Annotated in this window: 16 protein-coding genes; 12 read left to right on the top strand and 4 right to left on the bottom strand. The window is 71.0% G+C overall.

Annotated features, from left to right (window positions below; all coding sequences use genetic code 11):
• The 3 genes from V6M57_RS17600 (at position 1) to mdoH (ending at position 5,159) form a co-directional block, all read left to right on the top strand.
• Positions 1 to 1,398, top strand: a complete 1,398-nt coding sequence (locus V6M57_RS17600; protein ID WP_332816304.1) for a sigma 54-interacting transcriptional regulator — start codon at positions 1 to 3, stop codon at positions 1,396 to 1,398.
• Positions 1,399 to 1,560: 162 nt separating this feature from the next.
• Positions 1,561 to 3,129, top strand: coding sequence for a glucan biosynthesis protein G (locus tag V6M57_RS17595; RefSeq protein ID WP_332816303.1), 1,569 nt, complete (start codon positions 1,561 to 1,563; stop codon positions 3,127 to 3,129).
• The gene (gene mdoH, locus V6M57_RS17590) at positions 3,093 to 5,159 is read left to right on the top strand and encodes a glucans biosynthesis glucosyltransferase MdoH (RefSeq protein WP_332816302.1); all 2,067 of its coding nucleotides are present in this window, start codon (positions 3,093 to 3,095) and stop codon (positions 5,157 to 5,159) included. Before V6M57_RS17595 ends, mdoH begins: the two co-directional genes overlap by 37 nt.
• Positions 5,160 to 5,347: 188 nt before the next feature.
• Here the strand turns inward: mdoH and ffh are convergent, their stop codons facing one another.
• Positions 5,348 to 6,715, bottom strand: a complete 1,368-nt coding sequence (gene ffh / locus V6M57_RS17585; protein WP_332816301.1) for a signal recognition particle protein — start codon at positions 6,713 to 6,715, stop codon at positions 5,348 to 5,350.
• A 55-nt stretch (positions 6,716 to 6,770) separates the two neighbouring features.
• On the opposite strand from ffh, the gene V6M57_RS17580 reads away from it, so the two are divergent.
• From V6M57_RS17580 to V6M57_RS17545, 8 genes are all read left to right on the top strand, one after another.
• A complete protein-coding gene (locus tag V6M57_RS17580; protein ID WP_332816300.1) occupies positions 6,771 to 7,565 on the top strand; it encodes a cytochrome C assembly family protein in 795 nt (264 codons plus the stop codon).
• Positions 7,562 to 7,786, top strand: a complete 225-nt coding sequence (locus V6M57_RS17575) for a PP0621 family protein (RefSeq protein WP_332816299.1) — start codon at positions 7,562 to 7,564, stop codon at positions 7,784 to 7,786. The genes V6M57_RS17580 and V6M57_RS17575 overlap by 4 nt, the downstream gene beginning before the upstream one ends.
• Before the next feature lie 2 nt (positions 7,787 to 7,788).
• Positions 7,789 to 9,483 carry a sensor histidine kinase gene (locus V6M57_RS17570; protein WP_332816298.1) on the top strand — a complete coding sequence of 565 codons (1,695 nt, stop codon included), beginning with the start codon at positions 7,789 to 7,791 and terminating at the stop codon, positions 9,481 to 9,483.
• Positions 9,480 to 10,952, top strand: a complete 1,473-nt coding sequence (locus V6M57_RS17565; protein ID WP_332816297.1) for a sigma-54-dependent transcriptional regulator — start codon at positions 9,480 to 9,482, stop codon at positions 10,950 to 10,952. Before V6M57_RS17570 ends, V6M57_RS17565 begins: the two co-directional genes overlap by 4 nt.
• On the top strand, positions 10,936 to 11,529 hold the full coding sequence (ampD, locus tag V6M57_RS17560; RefSeq protein WP_332816296.1) for a 1,6-anhydro-N-acetylmuramyl-L-alanine amidase AmpD: 594 nt from the start codon (positions 10,936 to 10,938) through the stop codon (positions 11,527 to 11,529). Before V6M57_RS17565 ends, ampD begins: the two co-directional genes overlap by 17 nt.
• 262 nt (positions 11,530 to 11,791) lie before the next feature.
• Entirely contained in the window at positions 11,792 to 14,710 is a 2,919-nt protein-coding gene (locus V6M57_RS17555; RefSeq protein ID WP_332816295.1) for a ribonucleoside-diphosphate reductase subunit alpha, read from the top strand.
• Between the two features lie 280 nt (positions 14,711 to 14,990).
• Positions 14,991 to 16,238: a ribonucleotide-diphosphate reductase subunit beta gene (locus V6M57_RS17550; protein WP_332816294.1), complete on the top strand. Its 1,248-nt coding sequence runs from the start codon at positions 14,991 to 14,993 to the stop codon at positions 16,236 to 16,238.
• 194 nt (positions 16,239 to 16,432) lie between these two features.
• Positions 16,433 to 17,002, top strand: a complete 570-nt coding sequence (locus tag V6M57_RS17545) for a histone H1-like DNA-binding protein (protein WP_332816293.1) — start codon at positions 16,433 to 16,435, stop codon at positions 17,000 to 17,002.
• Positions 17,003 to 17,141: 139 nt separating this feature from the next.
• Here the strand turns inward: V6M57_RS17545 and V6M57_RS17540 are convergent, their stop codons facing one another.
• Genes V6M57_RS17540 through V6M57_RS17530 form a run of 3 tightly spaced genes read right to left on the bottom strand, consistent with a single transcriptional unit; the run spans position 17,142 to position 19,568 of the window.
• Positions 17,142 to 17,783 carry a hypothetical protein gene (locus V6M57_RS17540; RefSeq protein ID WP_332816292.1) on the bottom strand — a complete coding sequence of 214 codons (642 nt, stop codon included), beginning with the start codon at positions 17,781 to 17,783 and terminating at the stop codon, positions 17,142 to 17,144.
• Positions 17,780 to 18,754, bottom strand: coding sequence for an MlaD family protein (locus V6M57_RS17535; protein ID WP_332816291.1), 975 nt, complete (start codon positions 18,752 to 18,754; stop codon positions 17,780 to 17,782). The genes V6M57_RS17540 and V6M57_RS17535 overlap by 4 nt, the downstream gene beginning before the upstream one ends.
• A 4-nt stretch (positions 18,755 to 18,758) precedes the next feature.
• Complete coding sequence (locus V6M57_RS17530) at positions 18,759 to 19,568, bottom strand: MlaE family ABC transporter permease (protein ID WP_332816290.1); 810 nt, start codon at positions 19,566 to 19,568, stop codon at positions 18,759 to 18,761.
• 113 nt (positions 19,569 to 19,681) lie between these two features.
• Here V6M57_RS17530 and gorA point away from each other — a divergent pair, with 113 nt between their 5' ends.
• Complete coding sequence (gene gorA, locus V6M57_RS17525) at positions 19,682 to 21,049, top strand: glutathione-disulfide reductase (protein WP_332816289.1); 1,368 nt, start codon at positions 19,682 to 19,684, stop codon at positions 21,047 to 21,049.
• The last annotated feature ends 26 nt before the right edge of the window (positions 21,050 to 21,075 follow it).

Here is a 21,075-nt window from a genome sequence, read left to right as displayed (position 1 = left end):
ATGGCCGGTGCCCGCATCCTCGTCGTGGACGATGACGCCGACCTGCTGCGGCTGTTGTCGATGCGCCTCACCGCCGCCGGCTACCAGGTCGCCGCCGTGTCCTCGGCCGAGGCTGCGCTGGCGCAGCTGGAGGTCGAGCGCCCGCACCTGGTGCTGAGCGACGTGCGCCTGCCCGGCCGCGACGGCCTGGCGCTGTTCGACGACATCCGCCGGCGCCACCCTGCCTTGCCGGTGATCCTGCTGACCGCGCACGGCACGATCCCCGATGCCGTGGAAGCGACCGCGCGCGGCGTGTTCGGCTATCTGACCAAGCCCTACGACGCCCGCGAGCTGCTCGACAAGATCGGCCAGGCGGTGGCCCTGGGCACGGCCGGTCCGCCGGAAGCGGCGGCCGACGCCGGATGGCGCGAGGAGATCGTCAGCCGGTCCAGCCGCATGGCCGAACTGCTGGCGGAGGCCCGCATGGTGGCGCGCTCGGATGCCTCGGTGCTGCTGCGCGGCGACAGCGGCAGCGGCAAGGAGCTGATGGCGCGCGCCATCCACAAGGCCAGCGCGCGCGCCCGGCGGCCGTTCGTGGCGGTCAACTGCGGCGCGATTCCCGAAGCGCTGCTGGAGTCCGAATTGTTCGGCCATGTCAAGGGCGCCTTCACCGACGCCGTGGCCAACCACAAGGGGCTGTTCCAGGCCGCCGACGGCGGCACCCTGCTGCTCGACGAGATCGGCGACATGCCGCCGGCGCTGCAGGTCAAGCTCCTGCGCGTGCTGCAGGAGCGCGCGGTGCGCCCGCTCGGCTCCAGCCAGTCGGTGCCGGTCGACGTGCGCATCATCTCCGCCACCCACCGCGACCTCGACGCAGCCCTGCAGGCCGGCCAGTTCCGCGAGGACCTGTACTACCGGCTGAACGTGGTGACGCTGACCCTGCCCACGCTGGCCGAGCGGCGCGAGGACATCCCGCTGCTGGCCAACCACTTCCTGCACAAGCTGGCGGCCAAGTATGGCCGGCGCCTGTCGGGCTTCGCCCCCGAAGCGCTCAAGGCACTGGCCGCCGCACCCTGGCCGGGCAACGTGCGCCAGCTGTACAACGTGGTCGAGCAGGTCTGCGCGCTGTCCACCACGGCCCTGGTCCCGCTGGCCCTGGTGCAGCGCGCGCTGCGGGCACCCGGCGTCCCGGTGCAGACCTACGCCGAGGCCAAGCGCCGCTTCGAGCGCGACTACCTCGTCGGCCTGCTGAAGATGACCGACGGCAACGTCTCGGACGCCGCGCGCCTGGCCGGGCGCAACCGCACCGAGTTCTACCGCCTGCTGCAGAGGAACGAGCTCACGCCGGGTCTTTTCAAGGCTGAAACCGGCACCCTGTCGCCGGAAGACGACAACGGCCCGGCGCCGCCGGCCAAGTAAAGCCGGCAGCCGGGCTGCGCGCCTGTCGCCGCGCGGCGACGGAAAAGCCACTTGCGCATGCGAACGCTGGCGCGGCCGCCGGCGCATCCGCCGGCAATTGATTGCAAAGGCTTGATTTCAAAGAAGAAAGTGACGTTGGCATAGGGTTTGCACTAGGCGGACATGCCTTTGTGTTTGCGCCGCCCGCGCACCGCTGCGCTGGCGACCATCGTCTTGCTGGCGGCAGCTTTCTCAGCCGCCTCCGCCCAAGCCGCCTGGGGTTTCGAACAAGTCGCGCAACTCGCCCGTTCGCGCGCCGCGGCCCCTTTCCGGGCGCCGGATGCCAGCTTGCCGCCGGCCCTGGCCCAGCTCGACTACGACGGGCTGCGCGACATCCGCTTCCGCCCCGACCACGCGCTGTGGCGTGGCCATTCGCCGTTCGAGGCGATGTTCTTCCACCGCGGCCGCTACCACCCGGAAGCGGTGCGCATCCATGAGGTGGACGCGGCCGGGCAGGTGAACCCGGTGCCCTGGCAGGCTTCCGACTTCGACTACGGCAAGAACACGCTGCCGGTCGCGGCCTGGCGCGACCTCGGCCACGCCGGCCTTCGCATCCACTTCCCGCTCAACACGCCGGCCTACAAGGACGAGCTGATCGTGTTCCTGGGCGCCAGCTACTTCCGCGCACTGGGCGCCGGGCAGCAGTACGGCCTTTCCGCGCGAGGGCTCGCCATCGACACCGCCGGCGCGGGCGGACCCGAGGAGTTCCCGCGCTTCACCGACTTCTGGCTGGAGCGACCCGATCCGCAGGCCGGGCAGCTGGTGGTGCATGCGCTGCTGGATTCGCCGCGCGCGAGCGGCGCCTACCGCTTCACCGTGCGCCCGGGAACCCAGACCGTCGTCGAGGTGCGCGCGCGCCTGTACCTGCGCGAGACCAGCCGGCCGATCGCCACGCTGGGGCTCGCGCCGCTCACCAGCATGTTCCTGTCCGGCGAGAACCAGCCGCGCGATGGCGACTTCCGGCCGGAAGTGCACGACTCCGACGGCCTGATGGTGGCCAGCGCGAGCGGCGAATGGCTGTGGCGCCCGCTGCAGAACCCGCCGCAGCCGCTGGTGACGAGCTTTCGCCTGGACGGGCTGCGCGGCTTCGGCCTGATGCAACGCGACCGCTCGTTCGCCAGCTACGAGGACACCGAGGCGCGCTACGAGCGCCGCCCCAGTGCCTGGGTCCGCCCGCTCGGCGACTGGGGCCCGGGCCGGGTGGAACTGCTGCAACTGCCGACGCCCGACGAGACCCACGACAACATCGCCGCCTACTGGGTGCCGGCCCGGCTGCCCGCGCCCGGCGAGCCGCTGGACTTCGCCTACGAGCTGTCCTGGCAGGGCGACGAGCAGCAGCGCCCGCCGGCCGCCTGGGCCGCGCAGTCGCGCCGGGGCTTCGGCTACGTGCGCGCCGAGCAGGCGGCGGCGCTGGCCGGGCAGGTGCAGTACGTGGTCGATTTCACCGGCCCCGCGCTGGACGCCCTGCCGGCCGGTGCGCCGGTCCAGGCCATTGCCAGCGGCGATGCCAACGCCCGCATCGAGCAGGTCCTCGCCTGGTTCAACCCCGCTACCCGCAGCTGGCGCATGGCCCTGCGGGTGCGCCCCATCGACGCGTCGCAGCCGGTCGAGCTGCGCGCCTTCCTGCGTCACCGCGACGACATCGTGAGCGAAACATGGACCCACATCGTGCTACCCCCATCCGCCCCCTGAGGCATGCGACCGAGGGCGACAGCGGCGGCGGCGCACTTGCGTGCGTCGCGCCCGCGGCGGCTCCCTTGCAGCGGCGCAGCCGCCTGCGCGAGGAGCGCCACCCGAATGCGGTGACGGCACCGCCGATCCGCCGCGGCTCGATGCCGACGCAACCCTGGCGCGGCTTCTGGAACAGCATGGTCACGGCGTCGCTGGCGCTGGCCCACCGGCTGCTGCCGGGCGACTCGCCCGTGGTCCGCGCGTCCGTGCGCGCCGCGCCTGCACCGTGGGAGCGCGCGGCGGGCCGCCGGCGCGCCGCCTTTGCGTCGATTGCCGTGCTCAGCACCGCCATCGCCACCGTCCTGTTCGCCCAGGCACAGCCCGATTCGCCCAACCCCTGGCTGCAGTGGGGCCAGATCGCGCTGTTCGCGGCCCTCTCCAGCTGGGTGGTGACCGGGTTCGCCACCGCGCTGATGGGCTTCTGGGTGGTGCTGCGCGGCGATGCGCACGGATTGACCGCCCGCTCCGTGCAGGACCGGGAACTGGACCCGCAGGTGCGCACCGCCATCATCATGCCGATCTGCGAGGAGCACGTGGCCACCGTGTTCGCCGGCTTGCGCGCGACCTGCGAGTCGCTGGCAGCCACCGGGCGCGCGGCCCAGTTCGACGTGTTCGTGCTGTCCGACAGCGCCAGCCCGGAGACCGCCGCCGCCGAGCGCGCCGCCTGGGAGGAGCTGCGCGCCGCGCTCGCCACCCAGCCGGGCGCGCAACCGGAGGTCTATTACCGCCGCCGCACGCGGCGCACGCACCGCAAGGCCGGCAACGTGGCCGATTTCTGCCGCCGCTGGGGGCGCGACTACCGCTACATGGTGGTGCTGGACGCCGACAGCGTGATGAGCGGCGACTGCCTGGTCACGCTGGCCAAGCTGATGGAGGCCCATCCGCGGGCCGGGATCATCCAGACGGCCACCCAGCCGATCGGGCTGATGTCCCTGCATGCGCGCGCACAGCAGTTCGGCGCCCGCGTCACCGGCCGGCTGTTCACGCTGGGCCTGCAGTTCTGGCAGCTGGGCGAGTCCCACTACTGGGGCCACAACGCCATCCTGCGGGTCGAGCCCTTCATGGCGCACTGCGGCCTGGCGCCGATCCGCGGCAAGGGCGGGCTGGCCGGCGGCATCCTGTCGCACGACTTCGTCGAGGCCGCCCTGATGCGCCGCGCCGGCTACCACGTGTGGCTGGCGCCGGACCTGGCCGGCAGCTACGAGCAGCAGCCGCCGGACCTGCTGTCGGAACTGCAGCGCGATCGCCGCTGGTGCCAGGGCAACCTGCAGAACGCGCGCCTGATCGCCGAGCCGGGGCTGCACCGCGTGCACCGCGCCATGTTCGCGATCGGCGCCATGTCGTACCTGTCGGCGCCGCTCTGGCTGGCCTTCATCGTGTTCGGCGCCTCGCTGTGGATGTCCGGCGCCCGGCTGCTGGCCGAAGACGCCGGCACCGCGGGCGCCGCCCTGGTGGGGTTGTGGGTCTGGACGCTGTGCATGCTGTTCATGCCGCGCGTGCTGGGCGTGGCGGCGGTGCTGCTCGGCCGCGAGCAGCGGACCTTCGGCGGCACCGGCCGCCTGCTGGCCAGTGCGCTGGTCGAAACCCTGCTGTCGCTGCTGCAGGCGCCGATCCGCATGCTGGCCCACTCGCTGTTCGTGGCCGTGGCGCTCACCGGCATCAAGTTGCACTGGCAGTCGCCTCCGCGCGAAGCGCGCTCGCTGCACTGGGGCTACACGGCCGGCCAATTGCTGCCGCTGAGCGCGGCGATCGGCGTGCTGGCGCTGGCGGTGGCCCTGGTCGACGCCGATGCGGTGCTCCCGCTGCTGTGGGTGGCGGGGCCGGTGCTGCTGTCGGTGCCGCTGGCGGTGTTCACCAGCCACGCCGGGCTGGGCGCCTGGCTGCGCCTGCGCGGCCTGATGCTGATCCCCGAGGAAGCCTGGTCGCCGCCGGTGCTGCGGCGCGCCCGGCTGCACGCGGGTCGTGCGGCGCGGCTGCTGCGGGCGGCCTGACGCCAGCCCGGCCGGCCCGCCGAATGGAAAAGACGTACGCAGAGGACGCAGAAGATTCGCGGAAGACGCAGAGCAGCACGGGATGGCGCCTCGCCGCTACTCTGGACTTTCCGGGTTTCTTCTGCGCTCTCTGCGTCCCGGCGACCTCCTGAGTCCCGGCCTTCCCAGGCCCGGCTCGCAGCCCCCGGCTAGAACGGCAGCTTGGGCAGCCCGCCCTTGCCGGCGCCCATCCGCTTCATCATCTTCATCAGCCCGCCGCCCTTCATCTTCTTCATCATCCCCTGCATCTGCTCGAACTCGTTGAGCAGGCGGTTGACTTCCTGGACCTGGACGCCGGCGCCGGCGGCGATGCGGCGCTTGCGGGTGGCCTTGATGATCTCGGGCTTGCGCCGCTCGGCGGCGGTCATGCTGCAGATGATCCCTTCCTTGCGGCGGATGTCGCGCTCGGCCTTGTCCATGTCCACCTGGCCGGCCTTGGCCTGGATCTGCGAGGGCATCTTCTCCATCAGGGTGGACAGCCCGCCCATCTGCTTCATCTGCCGGATCTGGGCCAGGAAGTCGTCGAGGTCGAAACCGGCGCCGCTCTTGACCTTGGCCGCCAGCTTCTGCGCTTCCTGCAGGTCGACGCCGGCCGTGACCTGCTCGACCAGCGCGACGATGTCGCCCATGCCGAGGATGCGGCCGGCATGGCGCTCGGCGTCGAACACCTCCAGTCCGTCGATCTTCTCGGACACGCCGGCGAACTTGATCGGCGCGCCGGTGATCTGCCGCACCGACAGGGCGGCGCCGCCGCGCGAGTCGCCGTCCATCTTGGTCAGCACGATGCCGGTGAGCGGCAGCGCCTCCTTGAAGGCCTTGGCCGTGTTGACCGCGTCCTGGCCCTGCATGGCATCGACCACGAACAGCGTCTCGACCGGCCTGAGGGCGGCGTGCAGCTCGCGGATCTCGCGCATCAGCACTTCGTCGATCGCCAGCCGGCCGGCGGTGTCGACGATCAGCACGTCGAAGTACTGCTTGCGGGCGTGGTCGAGCGCGGCGCGCGCGATGTCCAGCGGCTTCTGGTCGGGCGTGCTGGGAAACCATTCCGCCCCGGCCTGCCCCGTCACCGTCTTCAGCTGCTCGATGGCGGCCGGCCGGTAGACGTCGCCCGACACCGTCAGCACCTTCTTCCGGCGCTTGTCGATCAGGTGCTTGGCCAGCTTGGCCGTGGTGGTGGTCTTGCCGGCACCCTGCAGGCCGGCCATCAGGATCACCGCCGGCGGCTGGGCCGCCAGGTTGATGTCCGACACGCCCTCGCCCATGGTGGCGACCAGCTCGCGGTTGACGATGCCCACCAGCGCCTGGCCGGGGTTGAGCGAGCCCGCCACCTCCTGGCCGAGCGCCTTGTCCTTGACGCGGGCGACGAAGTCGCGCACCACGGGCAGCGCGACGTCGGCTTCCAGCAGGGCCATGCGCACCTCGCGCAGCATGTCCTGCACGTTGGCTTCGGTGATGCGCGCCTGGCCGCGCATTTCCTTGACCAGGCGGGAGAGTTTGTCGGAGAGGGCGGAGGCCATGGGAGTGCCGCGGGGGCTGCGGCCGGCAAAGGGGCCAAAGGCTAAACTGCGAAGCATGATTCTAGCCAGTGGCCCCGCCACCACCGTGCTGTCGCTGGCAGCGGCCGCGGCCTACGCGCTGCCGGCCGCCGCGGCCGCGCGATTGAGCCAGCGCTCGGCGCGCTGGCTGCTGCTGGCGGCCTGGCTGCTGCACGCGCTGGTGCTGGGCTGGACCCTGCTGGGCGAGGCGCCGCGCTTCGGCTTTGCGCCGGCGCTGTCGGTTACCGCCTGGCTGGTCCTGACGGTGTACGCGGTCGAGCGCGAGCTGTTCCCCCAGATGCAGGCGCGCTGGGCGCTGGCCGGGCTGGGCTCGGTGGCGGTGCTGCTGGCGCTGGTGTTCCCCGGTGCGCCGCTGCACCCGGAGATCTCGCCGCTGCTGCCGCTGCACTGGGCACTCGGCATCGCCTCCTACGGGCTGTTCGCGGCCGCGGTGGTGCACGCGTGGCTGATGCGCCGCAGCGAGCAGATGATGCGCCAGGCCGCCGAACCGCAAGCCGGCCTGCCGCTGCTCACGCTGGAGCGCCTGACGTTCCGCTTCGCCGCCGCCGGCTTCGTGCTGCTGTCGGCCACGCTGCTGGCGGGCATCGTCTTCGGCGAGGAGTTGTACGGACGGGCCTGGCGCTGGGACCACAAGAACGTGTTCTCGGTGCTGGCCTGGTTCGCGTTCGCGCTGCTGCTGCTCGGGCGGGCCCGCTTCGGCTGGCGCGGCCGCAAGGCGGTGCGCGTGCTCTACACCGGCTCGCTGCTGCTGCTGCTGGCCTACGTGGGGTCGCGCTTCGTGATGGAAGTGGTGCTGGGTCGGTCGGCATGAAGTACCTGCTGGTCCTTGCCGTGGTCGCGATCGCGTGGATGCTGTGGCGCGGCGCCCGCGCGCGGGACATCGAGCGCGAGCGCCGGAACACGCCGGCGCTGCCGCAGGACATGGTGCGCTGCCCGGTCTGCTCGGTCCACCTGCCGCGACCCGACGCCGTGCCGGGCGCCAGCGGTCGCCTGTATTGCAGCCCCGAGCACCGCCGCGCCGGCGGCGACTGACCGTGGCGGCCGAACTCGCCGTCCCCGGCCCGGCCGGCACCGTCCCGCCGCACGAATCCGCCTTCGTGCGGCTGTGGCTGGGTTTTGCCACCGCCCGTGTCGGCGTGGCGCTCGCCCTGCTGATCCTGCTGGCCGGCGCCGCGGTCGCCGGCACCGCGCCGGTGTCGGGCTGGCTGCTGGGCATGTGCGTGACCTACCTGGCCGCCACGCTCGCGATGCGGCTGCTGGCGCGGCCCGGGCGGCCCGGTGCCGCATTCGATCCGCAATGGGTCTCCAGCATCGGCGTCGACCTGCTCGTGTTCGCCAGCCTGCAGTTCTTCCAGGCCGGGGGCATCTACTACGCGCCGCTGTTCGCAGTGCCGGTGCTGATGGCGTCGGTGCTGGGCTCGACCTCGCTGGCGCTGGGCACCGCAGCCGCCGTCGCCCTGCTGCTGCTGGCCGAGGCCTGGGTGCAGGTGCTGGAGTCCGGCGACATCGCGGCGCGCTTCGTGCAGGCCGGCCTGACCGGCATCGGCTACTTCGCCCTCGCCTTCCTCGCGCACCAGCTGGCGCTGAGGCTGGAACGCGAGGAAGAGGCGGCGCGCCGCAGCCGCAAGGCCGCCCTGATGCAGGTGCAGGTCAACCAGCTGGTGATCGACGCCCTGGCCGAAGGCGTGCTGGTGGTGGATGCCGCCGGCGAGGTCCAGGCGGCCAACCCCGCGGCGCGGGAACTGCTGGGCGTTCCCGCCCGCAGCGACGACGAGCCGCTGCGGCTGGCCGACCTTGCGGCCTGGGCGCCGCTGGCGGGCATGGCGCGCCGCACCTTCGACAGCCAGGAGCCGCAGCGGTCCGACCTCGCGCTGCGGCAGGGCGACTCGCCCGCGCGGCACATGTACGCCCGCACGCGGCTGGCAGCGGCGGGCGAGCCGGCCAGCGACAGCCTGTGCGTGATCTTCCTGCAGGACCTGCGCGAACTGGAGGCGCGGCTGCGCACCGAGAAGCTGGCCGCCATGGGTCGCATGTCGACGGCGGTCGCCCATGAGATCCGCAACCCGCTGGCGGCCATTTCGCAGGCCAACGAGCTGCTGGAGGAGGAACTGCGGGAGCCGGCCCAGCGCCACTTGAGCGCCCTGGTGCGCCAGAACGCGAGCCGGCTGTCGCAGATCGTCGAGGAGATCCTGGACGTGGCGCGCGTGCAGCACCAGGCGATCGATCCCGCGCAGGCCCGGCTGGACCTCGACGCGGCCGTGGCGGCCCAGTGCCGGGACTGGTCCGCCCAGAACCGCAGCGAGCAACGGCCGGCGCTGGTGCTGGCGGCGCCCGGGCAGCGCGTGGATTTCGCGCCGCACCACCTGCGGCGCATCCTGGTGAACCTGCTGGACAACGCCCTCCGCTATGCGTCGGCGGCGCCCGATGCGATCCAGGTCGCCACGCGCGCGGGGGCGCAGCCCACGCTCACGGTCTGGAGCGACGGCGCGGCGCTGGAGCCGGCGGTCGAGCGCCACCTGTTCGAGCCCTTCTTCTCCTCCGAGAGCCGCTCCAGCGGCCTGGGCCTGTACATCTGCCGCGAGTTGTGCGGGCGCCACGGCGCCCGCATCGGCTACCGCCGCGGGCCCGCGCCCGGCGGCGACCGGCGCGACGGCAATGCCTTCTTCGTGGCATTCCGCACGGCGGGGACGACGGGGGCGCCGGCGCCCTTTGCCAAAATAGCGGTGTGAACCAGTCGTCCGCCGCCCCGGTCGCGCAGGTCCTGGTCGTCGACGACGAGCCCGACCTGCGCACGCTGTACGAGCTCACGCTGCTGCGCGAGGGCTATCGCGTCGACTCCGCCGCCACGCTGGCCGAAGCCTGGCAGCAGCTGCAGGAGCGCCGCTTCGATGCGGTGATCACCGACATGCGGCTGCCCGACGGGCTCGGCCTGGAACTGCTGCAGGGTATGCTCGCGCAGCAGCGCAGCGAGCGCTGCATCGTGATGACGGCCTACGGATCGGCCGAGAACGCGGTGGAGGCGCTCAAGGCCGGGGCGTTCGACTACCTGACCAAGCCGGTGGACCTGAAGCAGTTCCGCAGCGTGGTCGCCTCCGCCATCCACGACCGGACGCCGGCCCGCGCCGCCGTGCGCGGCGCGGCCCCGCGCAGCGAGCGCACGGCCGCAACCGCCGGCTCCGGCGGCCAGTCGGCGCTGGAGAAGCTGGTGGGCGCGTCGGCCGCCATGCAGCAGGTCAAGGAGCGCATTGCCAAGGTCGCCCGCGGCATGGCGCCGGTGCTGGTGCGCGGCGAGTCCGGCACCGGCAAGGAGCTGGCCGCGCGGGCCCTGCACGCCTGCAGCCACCGCGGCGACGGGCCCTTCGTGGCCGTCAACTGCAGCGCGATCCCCGAGTCGCTGCTGGAAGCCGAGTTCTTCGGCGCCCGCAAGGGCTCGTACACCGGCGCCGCCGCCGACCGCGAAGGCTACTTCCAGGCGGCGCGCGGCGGCACGCTGTTCCTCGACGAGATCGGCGACCTGCCGCTGGCCATGCAGTCCAAGCTGCTGCGCGCGATCCAGGAGCGCCACGTGCGCGCGCTCGGCTCGACCCAGGAAGACGCGGTCGACGTGCGCATCGTCAGTGCCACGCACCGCGACCTCGCCGCCGACGTGGCGGCGGGGCGCTTCCGGCAGGACCTGTTCTACCGCCTCAACGTGATCGAGATCGTGCTGCCGCCGCTGCGCGAGCGGCGCGACGACCTGCCGGCGCTGTGCGAGGCACTGCTGGCACGCATCGCGCAGGACTCCGGCATGCCGGTACCGCAGCTGTCGAGCGCGGTTCTGGAGCAGCTCGCGGAACAGCCGCTGGCCGGCAACGTGCGCGAGCTGGAGAACCTGCTGCACCGCGCCGTGGCGCTGTCCGACGGCGAGGCCCTGCAGTTGGATGCGATCGCCTGCGCGCCGGCGCTGGCGGCTTCCGCCACCGCGCCCGCTGCGCCCGAGTTGCCGGCGGTGGCCGGGCAGGCCCCCATGCCCAGCGACCTGCAGGGATGGCTGGACCAGCAGGAGCGCGAGATCCTGGTGCGCGCGCTGCAGGAGACCGGCTTCAACCGCACCGCGGCGGCGCAGCGGCTCGGCCTGAGCCTGCGCCAGATCCGCTACCGCATCGCCCGGCTGGCGATCGCCGCGCCCGGGGACGAGCCGGATGAAACCACCGCCTGAAGCCGATGCCCTCTGGGCGGACGGCTGGTACCGCTTCGCCCGGCGACTGGACTCGCCCAACTTCGGCCCGCGTCCGGCCGGCGCCGCGGTCGACCTGGTGGTGGTGCACTCCATCAGCCTGCCGCCGGGGCGCTACGGCGGCGACGAGGTGCAGGCCCTTTTCACCAACCGGCTGGACTGGGACGCCCACCCCTACTTCAAGTCGATCGAGGGCGCGCAGGTGTCGGCGCACTTCTACGTGCGCCGCGGCGGTGAAGTCTGGCAATTCGTCAGTTGCGACGACCGCGCCTGGCATGCCGGCGCCTCGTGCTGGCGCGGGCGCGACAACTGCAACGACGACTCGGTCGGCATCGAACTGGAAGGCATCGAAGGCGGTCCGTTCGAGCCGGCGCAGTACGAGGCGCTGGCCAGCCTGTGCGCCGCGCTGGCGCAGCGCTACCCGGTGCGCCATGTCGCGGGGCACGAGCACATCGCGCCCGGCCGCAAGCGCGACCCCGGGCCCGGCTTCGACTGGGGCCGGCTGAAACGCAGCCTGGCCTGGGACGCGACGGCATTTCCGCCTGCGGCCCTGTCGTAAGGTGCACGGCTGAGTTGCGCTCGCGCACCGGCGCGGGCGGGCTGCCGCGCGTGCGAACCCGTCGGCCCGCGAGGCCAGGCTGCATGCGCCTGCGGCGTGCGGAACGCACACGCTGTCCACAGCCTCTCCACGGCTTACCCACGGGTCAACCACTACCTATAGTGCTTGATCTCGCTCGAGGCGCTATCTATAGTGTCCTTGAGGAAAGTCGCGATTACACTCGCGCCCTTCCAGAGAACAACTGCAGCAGAGGAAACGACACATGCAACTACCCAGCGCCGCCGGCATCTCCCACCCAACCGCAGCCGCCTTCACCGCCCGGGCCGCGGCGGAGACCCCCCCGAACCCGCTGGCGCACTACCAGATCATCCGCCGCAACGGCGCCGTCGTTCCCTTCGAGCCGAACAAGATCGCCGTGGCCATGATGAAGGCCTTCCTGGCCGTGCACGGCACGCAGGGCGCGGCCTCGGCCAGCGTGCGCGAAACCGTGGACACGCTCACCCAGCAGGTGATCCGCGCGCTGGTGCGTTCGCGCCCGGGCGGCGGCACCTTCCACATCGAGGACGTGCAGGACCAGGTGGAACTGGGCCTGATGCGCGGCGGCCACCACGAGATCGCGCGCGCCTACGTGCTGTACCGCGAGCGGCGCGCGCAGGAGCGGGCCCGGCAGGCCGCGCCCGAGGTGGCCGAGGCGCCGGTGCTGCACGTCACCGACGGCGGCCAGCGGGTGCCGCTGGACCTGGGGCAACTGCAGGCCCTGATCGAGAACGCCTGCAGCGGCCTGTCGGCCGACGTGCGGCCCGACCCGGTCGTCGCCGAAACCATGCGCAACCTCTACGACGGCGTGCCGATCGACGAGGTCTACAAGGCCTCCATCCTGGCCGCGCGCACCCTGATCGAGAAGGATCCCGACTACACCTACGCCACCGCCCGGCTGCTGCTGCACACCATCTTCAAGGAGGTACTGGGCCGAGACGTCATGCCGGCCGCGGCGGCCGACGCCTACGCCGACTACTTCCCCGGCTTCGTGAAGAAGGGCGTCGAGGCCGAGCTGCTCAACCCCGAGCTGCTGCAGTACGACCTGAAGCGGCTGGGCGCGGCGCTCAAGGCCGAGCGCGACCTGAAGTTCGACTACCTCGGGCTGCAGACCCTGTACGACCGCTACTTCCTGCACGTGCGCAAGACCCGCATCGAGCTGCCGCAGGCCTTCTTCATGCGGGTCGCCATGGGCCTGGCGCTCAACGAGATCGACCGCGAGGCGCGCGCCATCGAGTTCTACGAGGTGCTGTCCAGCTTCGACTTCATGTCGTCCACCCCCACGCTGTTCAACAGCGGCACCCTGCGCAGCCAGCTGTCGTCCTGCTACCTGACCACGGTGCCGGACGACCTGGACGGCATCTACGAGTCGATCAAGGAGAACGCGCTGCTGTCCAAGTTCGCCGGCGGGCTGGGCAACGACTGGACCCGGGTGCGCGCGCTCGGCTCGCACATCAAGGGCACCAACGGCGAGAGCCAGGGCGTGGTGCCGTTCCTGAAGGTGGTCAACGACACCGCCGTGGCGGTCAACCAGGGCGGCAAGCGCAAGGGCGCGGTCTGCACCTACCTGGAGAGCTGGCACCTGGACATCGAGGAGTTCCTGGAGCTGCGCAAGAACACCGGCGACGACCGGCGCCGCACCCACGACATGAACACGGCCAACTGGATTCCCGACCTGTTCATGCGCCGGGTAATGGAAAAGGGCGAGTGGACCCTGTTCTCGCCCTCCTCCGTGCCCGACCTGCACGACCTGTTCGGCGCCGACTTCGAGAAGGCCTACGTCGCCTACGAGGAGAAGGCCCGGCGCGGCGAGATCAAGCCCAGCAAGGTGGTGGCCGCCACCGACCTGTGGCGCAAGATGCTGTCGATGCTGTTCGAGACCGGTCATCCCTGGATCACCTTCAAGGACGCCTGCAACGTGCGCTCGCCCCAGCAGCACGCCGGGGTGGTGCACTCGTCCAACCTGTGCACCGAGATCACGCTCAACACCAGCGACACCGAGACGGCGGTCTGCAACCTCGGCTCGGTCAACCTGCTGCAGCACCTGAAGGGCGGCGCGATCGACCACGACAAGCTGAAGAAGACCGTCTCCACGGCCATGCGCATGCTGGACAACGTGATCGACATCAACTACTACGCAGTCAAGAAGGCGCGGGACTCCAACCTGCGGCACCGCCCGGTCGGCCTGGGGCTGATGGGCTTCCAGGACGCGCTGTACGAGCTGCGCATCCCCTACGCCTCGCAGGAGGCGGTGGAATTCGCCGACCGTTCGATGGAGGCGATCTGCTACCACGCCTACTGGGCGTCGACCGAGCTGGCGCGCGAGCGCGGCCGCTACTCCAGCTACCGGGGCTCGCTGTGGGAGCAGGGCATCCTGCCGCCGGACACGCTGGACCTGCTGGCCCAGGCGCGTGGCGGCTACGTGGAGGTCGACCGTTCCGCCACGCTGGACTGGGACGCGCTGCGCCGCAAGATCGCCCAGGACGGCATGCGCAACTCCAACTGCGTGGCCATCGCCCCCACCGCGACGATCTCCAACATCATCGGCGTGGACGCCTCGATCGAGCCCTGCTTCGGCAACCTGTCGGTCAAGTCCAACCTGTCGGGCGAGTTCACGGTCATCAACCACTCCCTGGTGCGCGACCTCAAGCGCCTGGGCCTGTGGGACGACGTGATGGTGATGGACCTCAAGCACTTCGACGGCTCGCTGCGCCCGATCGACCGGGTGCCGCAGGACATCAAGGCGCTGTACGCCACCGCCTTCGAGGTCGAGCCGGTCTGGCTGGTGGAGGCCGCCGCGCGCCGGCAGAAGTGGATCGACCAGGCGCAGTCGCTCAACATCTACATGGCCGGCGCGTCCGGCAAGAAGCTGGACGACACCTACAAGCTGGCCTGGGTGCGCGGCATCAAGACCACCTACTACCTGCGCACCATCAGCGCCACGCACGCCGAGAAGTCCACCGTGCAGTCGGGCCGCCTGAATGCGGTGGCCAACGGCGTCGGCGGCGGCCTGGCCGCGGGCGCGGGCGGGACGAGTGCGCTCGATGCTGCGGCTGCGGCTGCGCAGCAGCAGTTGAACGCAGTGCCCGCCACCGACATCAAGTTCTGCGCCATCGACGACCCGACGTGCGAGGCATGTCAGTAATGGCCCACCCCCGAAGCGCCTTTCGGCGCTTCCCCCTCAAAGGGGCGCCACCAGCGGACCGGCGAAGCCGGATCCGCGGTGGCACTGGGTTTTCGCCACGCGTGTTCGTGCAATGCGCGAACACCAACCGCAGTTGAATTTCTGCGCAAGCCAATCAGGAGAGGTGTCGGCGTTCTCCGACAGGACGCCGATGCAAACGAGCAACACAATCCCGGCGTGATGTGAACGGACACTTTGAAACGCACATCACTGCCCGGATAATCCGAGCACTGGAAGACACATGCTGACCTGGGACGACGACGTCAAGCCCGCTTCGCAAATCCCGCCGAGCAGCGGTTCCTGGAACCGCGAGGCGCCCCCTTCACCCCTTTCGCCGGCGGCCTTCCAGCCATCCGCCGGCCCCGAATTCGTTGCGCAACCTGCGCTGCGCACGCTCGACGACGGCGCGCGCGCCCCGCTCGTGCAGCAGCCCGCGCCCATCGCCATGCGCAGCGCCGAGGTCCCCGCCCACCGGCGCGTGCTGGCCGCGGACAAGCGCATCATCAACGGCCAGACCGACGTCAACCAGCTGGTGCCGTTCAAGTACAAGTGGGCCTGGGAGAAGTACCTCGCGACCTGCTCCAACCACTGGATGCCGCAGGAAATCAACATGACGCGGGACATCGCGTTGTGGAAGGACCCCAACGGCCTGACCGAGGACGAGCGCCGCATCGTCAAGCGCAACCTGGGCTTCTTCGTCACCGCCGATTCGCTGGCCGCCAACAACATCGTGCTGGGCACCTACCGGCACATCACGGCGCCCGAATGCCGCCAGTTCCTGCTGCGCCAGGCGTTCGAGGAGGCGATCCACACCCACGCCTACCAGTACATCGTGGAGTCGCTCGGCCTGGACGAGAGCGAGATCTTCAACGCCTACAACGAAGTGGCGTCGATCCGCGACAAGGACCAGTTCCTGATCCCCTTCATCGAGGCGATCATGGACCCCGACTTCCGCACCGGCACGCCGGAGGCCGACCAGACGCTGCTCAAGAGCCTGATCGTCTTCGCCTGCCTGATGGAAGGCCTGTTCTTCTACGTCGGCTTCACCCAGATCCTGGCGCTGGGCCGGCAGAACAAGATGACCGGTGCTGCCGAGCAGTACCAGTACATCCTGCGGGACGAGTCGATGCACTGCAACTTCGGCATCGACCTGATCAACCAGCTCAAGCTGGAGAACCCGCACCTGTGGACGGCCGAATTCAAGGCCGAGATCCGGGGCCTGTTCCAGAAGGCCGTCGAGCTCGAATACCGCTATGCCGAGGACACCATGCCGCGAGGCGTGCTGGGCCTCAATGCCTCCATGTTCAAGGGCTACCTGCGCTACATCGCCAACCGGCGCGCCACGCAGATCGGCCTGGAAGCGCTGTTCCCCAACGAGGAGAACCCCTTCCCCTGGATGAGCGAAATGATTGACCTGAAGAAAGAGCGCAATTTCTTTGAAACCCGCGTGATCGAGTACCAGTCGGGTGGCGCGCTTTCCTGGGATTGATGGCAACTGCGAAGTAGTTGGGCTCGCAAGTTTCACCCGCACGGCAGACCGGCCTCCAAGAGTCGGCGCCCTGCGGGTTATGGTGTTCATGGGGCTGGGCATGAGGCCCAGTCCCATGGATCGCTCGGTGCCGCCAACAGGCGCTGAGTGCTTCTTTGGTTGATATCGATGTCAACTTGAACAGGAGAATGGAAATGGCAACTGCGAAGAAAGCCGCCGCGAAGAAGGCTCCGGCGAAGAAGTCGACGGCCAAGAAGGCCACCGCCAAGAAGGCCACGGCCAAGAAGGCGCCGGCCAAGAAGGCCGCAGCGAAGAAGGCCCCGGCCAAGAAGGCGGCGGCGAAGAAGGCTCCGGCCCGCAAGGTCGCCGCCAAGAAGACGGCGGCGAAGAAGGCCCCGGCCCGCAAGGCCGCCGCCAAGAAGACCGCGGCGAAGAAGGCCCCGGCCCGCAAGGCCGCCGCCAAGAAGGCGCCTGCGAAGAAGGCTGCGGCCAAGCGGGCGCCCGCGAAGAAGGCGGCTGCCAAGAAGGGCGGCGCCAAGAAGGCGGCCAAGAAGGCGCCTGCGAAGAAGGCTGCGGCGAAGAAGGCGCCTGCGAAGAAGGCGGCGAAAAAGGCGGGTTCCGCCAAGAAGCCGGCTGCGAAGAAGGCTGCCAAAAGCCCTGCTGCCAAGCCCGCGTCGGCGCCGGCCGCGGCTGCGGCTCCTGCGGCGCAGACCACGTTGAACCCGCAGGCCGCCTGGCCTTTCCCGACGGCTTCCAAGCCCTGAGGAAAATGCACCGGAGAAACGTCATGCGTTTCTCCGGTGCCTCCTCCCAGTCCCCAAGGCCGGGCTTTGTCCCGGCTTTTCTCGTGGGCGGCTCGCCTGCCGGTCGACTCCGGCGAGCCATTGGGCGTCCGGCGCTGACTCAGCGCTCGCCGGCGACCAGGGCGATGCGGCGCCGCAGCTGCGTGGCTCGATCGCCATCGCCCCGCTGCTCGGCCAGTTCCAGTTGCGCCCCCAGCCAGGCCAGCAGGGGCCGGCGCCATCCCTGAGCGGCGGCGGTGTCCGCGGCGACCTGCATCAGCTCCGGCGAGCCGCGGCCGGCCCGCATGCCGACGCCGGCGGCCACCAGTCGCGCCAGTGGGTCCGGGATCGCCGCGACCCGCGCGGCATCGGCTCCGCCGGCTGCGGCCCGGTGCTGCTCGGGCAACAGGTCCGGCGGGACGGGTGCGCCCTGCAGGTAGTCGGCATACGCACGTTCGGCGGCGGGCGCGTCGGCGCGCAGGGCCTCGAATCCAGGACACGGGCCGAAGTCGAGGCTGGCCACCTGCAGCGCGCAGCGCGTGAGCTCGGCCCGCGCCACCAACCCGGCCTTGCCGGTAGCGGACAGCTCGCGCCGGGCACGGTCGAACTCGGCCTGCGCGGCGCGGGTCTGCCCCGTGAGCCAGGCCTGCTCGTAGCGATCCAGTGCGCCGTGGGCATTGACCTGCCAGTCGGGGGCGGGCGGGCGGCTGCCGCAGCCGGCCAGCAGCCAGGCGATGGACGCGGCCAGGGCGACGCGCCTCATGGCAGCCGGATCTCCGTGTCGCGCGCGAACGGCCACTTGCGGTTGATTTCGCCGATCAGCGACTCGACCTGGCGCAGGCTGGCTTCCACCTCGGCGCGCAGCGCGCCCAGGTCCTCCGTGCCGCTGCGCACGTTCGCGCCGACCGCCTGCGCCTCCACCAGCACCGCGTCCACCTTCTTCAGGCTCTCGCGCGTGTCCGCCAGCAAACCGTTGAGCTGCACGACCGCCGCGCGGGTTTCGCGCACCACGCCCTCCGGGCCGAACACCTGGGTGTCGGCCTTGGCGGACAGCGTGTCGAAGCGGGCCAGCAGTGCATTGGTGCGCTCCAGCGTGGTGATGACGCGCCGCGCGTCGGCTTCGTTGCCGAACAGCACGCCGAGCGCTCCCTGCGGGCCCTTCAGCTTGTCGGTGACCGCCTGGACGTTGGCCAGGCTGGCGCGCAGGGCCGCATCCTCGCGCGTCATGGAGGTCAGGTTCTCCAGCACTTCGCGCGCCGAGGCGATCACCCGCGGCAGCTCCGCAGTCGCATCGCCGCGCAGCACCGGCCGCTCGGCGCCGTCCGGCAGCGGCGGATCGGTCAGCACGCCGGTGAAGGCACGGATGGCGGTGCCGCCCACCAGCCCCCGCACCAGCGTGAACACGCTGCCGGTGCGCAGCCAGTGCGCGTCCTTGCGCGCCACGTCGATGACGATGCGCACGTTGCCGGTTTCGCCGAGTTCCACCTTGCGCACGCGCCCGATCGGGAATCCCGAGAAGGTCATGTCCATGCCCACCGAGACGCCTTCGGAGTCGTCGGTGGTCAGCACCAGGGTCTGGGTGGGCTCGAAGAAGCCGCGGGCGTACAGCAGGTAGGTGACGGCGGCGCCGATCAGCAGCACCGTGAACAGCAGCAGCAGGCGCGCCTTGAGGGCCAGCTGCGGCACCGGCGGCGCGGCCGAGGGCTCGGAGTCCTGCAGGGGCGTGTCGGCCATGCTTTCAGTAGTAGTTGCCCACCAGCGAGAGCGACTCGAGCAGCAGCAGCACGGCGAACATGCGCACCAGCCCCTGCAGGGCGGCGCTCTCGCGCGAACTGGGGGTCGCGATGTCCTCGTTGGCACCGGAGGCCATCGGGATGACCGCCACGGCCAGGCCGAAGAACAGCGTCTTGGTGACGAAGATCAGCGACACCGAAGGGTTGAACACGTGGCCGAACATCCGCGTGTAGGCGGGCAGCCCCGCGGTGGTCAGGCCGTACACGGCGAGGTAGGCCACCAGCGCGGCCACCACGCAGCTCAGCGCCGCCAGGGTGGTGGTGGAGAAGATGCCGGCCAGCAGGCGCGGCAGCACCTCGCGGGTCAGCGGGTCCACGCCGCAGCGGCGCAGCGCGTCGAAGTGGCGCGTGCGGCGCATCTCGGCCAGCGCGGCGCCGTTGGGGATGGTGCAGCGCAGGGCCACGAACAACGCGGCGGTCAAGGGGATCAGCTCCAGCACCAGCACCCGGATCACCATCTCCAGCGCGTACTGCGAGAGGCCGTAGCTTTGCGCGGTGACCACGACGATCCGGGTGAGCACCACCGTGAGCAGCGCGCCCAGCATGGAAAACCCGAGCAGGATGGGCGCCGTGTCCAGCCAGGTGTGGCGGGCCAGCGCCACACGGGTGCGCGGGTCGCGGTAGCTGGAAGGCGACAGGGCCAGCGCCAGCAGCATTGCACCGAAGAAGACCACGCCCCACCAGCTCAGGATCCAGCGCAGCGGGGCTGCGGCGGCATGGCCGAGCCGGTGGTACCAGAGCGGTGCCGCGGTCATGGCCGGATGATAGCTGCGGGCTCGCCCGTGCAGCGCGCGGCGAAAGCCCCGCGGTGTCCCGTTCCCGCATGGCAGGCCACAATGCCCGCGGCGCCAAGCCGGAGGGTGTATCCATGGCCAGTGAATCCGAGTTCGACCTCTTCGTCATCGGCGGCGGCAGCGGCGGCGTGCGCGCCGCGCGCATGGCCGCGCAACGCGGCGCGCGCGTCGCCCTGGCCGAGGCCGCCGCCATGGGCGGCACCTGCGTCAACGTCGGCTGCATCCCGAAGAAGCTGTATGCCTATGCGTCGCACTACGCGCACGATTTCTCCGACGCCGCCGGCTTCGGCTGGGACGTGGGCGAGCCGCGCTTCGACTGGGCCCGGCTCAAGGCCAACCGGGCAGCGGAGATTGCGCGCCTGAACGGCGTCTACGAGCGGCTGCTGTCCGACGCCGGCGTGCAGGTGCTGCGCGGCTGGGCCGAGCTGCTGGACCGCCACACCGTCCGCGTGCGCACGGAAGCCGGCCCCCAGACCCATTCGGCCCGCCACATCCTGCTGGCCACCGGCGGCACGCCCACGGTCCCGGACCTTCCCGGCGCGGAACTGGGCGTCACTTCCGACAGCATGTTCGACCTGGAGCCGTTCCCGCGCCGGCTGGCGGTGGTGGGCGGCGGCTACATCGCCTGCGAGTTCGCCTCCATCTTCCAGGGGCTGGGCGCGCAGGTCACGGTGCTGTACCGGGGCGAGCAGATCCTGCGCGGCTTCGACGACGAGGTGCGCGAATTCATCGCTGGCGCGATGATCCGCGACGGCATCGACCTGCGGCTGGGGACCGAGGCACAGTCGATCTCGCAACGCAGTGCCGGGCTCGAACTGGAACTGGACGACGGCAGCCGGCTGGAGGCCGACACGGTCCTGTTTGCCACCGGCCGCGTGCCCAACGTCAACGGGCTGGGGCTGGAGCGGGCCGGCGTGCGCCAGGGCCCGCGCGGCGCCATCGAGGTCGACGCCCACCACCGCACGTCGGCTCCCTCCATCCATGCGGTCGGCGATGTCACGGCCCGCCTGCAGCTCACGCCGGTGGCGCTGGGCGAGGCCATGGCGGTGGTCGACCACCTGTTCGGCGACGGCCGGCGTCGCATGGGGTACGACTGCATCCCGACCGCCGTCTTCACGCACCCGAACATCGCCACCGTCGGCCTGACGGAGGCGCAGGCGTGCGAGCGCTTCGGCCGGGTCACGGTCTTCCGCAGCGAGTTCCGCCCGCTGCGCCACACCCTCAGCGGCAGCGGCGAGCGCTGCCTGATGAAGCTGGTGGTGGACGCTGCCAGCGACCGGGTGGTCGGCCTGCACATGGTGGGGCCGGAAGCCGGCGAGGTGGTGCAGGGCTTCGCCGTGGCCATGAAGGCCGGAGCGACCAAAGCGGTGTTCGATGCCACCATCGGCATCCACCCGACCCTCGCCGAGGAATTCGTGACGATGCGCGAGCCGGTGCGCTGAAAGCGTACCCCCAAAGAAAAGCGCCG

This window comes from Ramlibacter sp. (assembly GCF_036676645.1).
Classification (GTDB): domain Bacteria; phylum Pseudomonadota; class Gammaproteobacteria; order Burkholderiales; family Burkholderiaceae_C; genus Ramlibacter.
This window is presented reverse-complemented; position numbering and strand designations above follow the sequence as displayed.

Coding starts and splice junctions, on each gene's coding strand:
- V6M57_RS17580 (WP_332816300.1), top strand. CDS start 6,771: ATGATTCTAGCCAGTGGCCCCGCCACCACCGTGCTGTCGCTGGCAGCG.
- V6M57_RS17555 (WP_332816295.1), top strand. CDS start 11,792: ATGCAACTACCCAGCGCCGCCGGCATCTCCCACCCAACCGCAGCCGCC.
- V6M57_RS17545 (WP_332816293.1), top strand. CDS start 16,433: ATGGCAACTGCGAAGAAAGCCGCCGCGAAGAAGGCTCCGGCGAAGAAG.
- V6M57_RS17535 (WP_332816291.1), bottom strand. CDS start 18,754: ATGGCCGACACGCCCCTGCAGGACTCCGAGCCCTCGGCCGCGCCGCCG.
- V6M57_RS17595 (WP_332816303.1), top strand. CDS start 1,561: ATGCCTTTGTGTTTGCGCCGCCCGCGCACCGCTGCGCTGGCGACCATC.
- V6M57_RS17550 (WP_332816294.1), top strand. CDS start 14,991: ATGCTGACCTGGGACGACGACGTCAAGCCCGCTTCGCAAATCCCGCCG.
- V6M57_RS17575 (WP_332816299.1), top strand. CDS start 7,562: ATGAAGTACCTGCTGGTCCTTGCCGTGGTCGCGATCGCGTGGATGCTG.
- ampD (WP_332816296.1), top strand. CDS start 10,936: ATGAAACCACCGCCTGAAGCCGATGCCCTCTGGGCGGACGGCTGGTAC.
- V6M57_RS17540 (WP_332816292.1), bottom strand. CDS start 17,783: ATGAGGCGCGTCGCCCTGGCCGCGTCCATCGCCTGGCTGCTGGCCGGC.
- gorA (WP_332816289.1), top strand. CDS start 19,682: ATGGCCAGTGAATCCGAGTTCGACCTCTTCGTCATCGGCGGCGGCAGC.
- V6M57_RS17530 (WP_332816290.1), bottom strand. CDS start 19,568: ATGACCGCGGCACCGCTCTGGTACCACCGGCTCGGCCATGCCGCCGCA.
- mdoH (WP_332816302.1), top strand. CDS start 3,093: ATGGACCCACATCGTGCTACCCCCATCCGCCCCCTGAGGCATGCGACC.
- ffh (WP_332816301.1), bottom strand. CDS start 6,715: ATGGCCTCCGCCCTCTCCGACAAACTCTCCCGCCTGGTCAAGGAAATG.
- V6M57_RS17600 (WP_332816304.1), top strand. CDS start 1: ATGGCCGGTGCCCGCATCCTCGTCGTGGACGATGACGCCGACCTGCTG.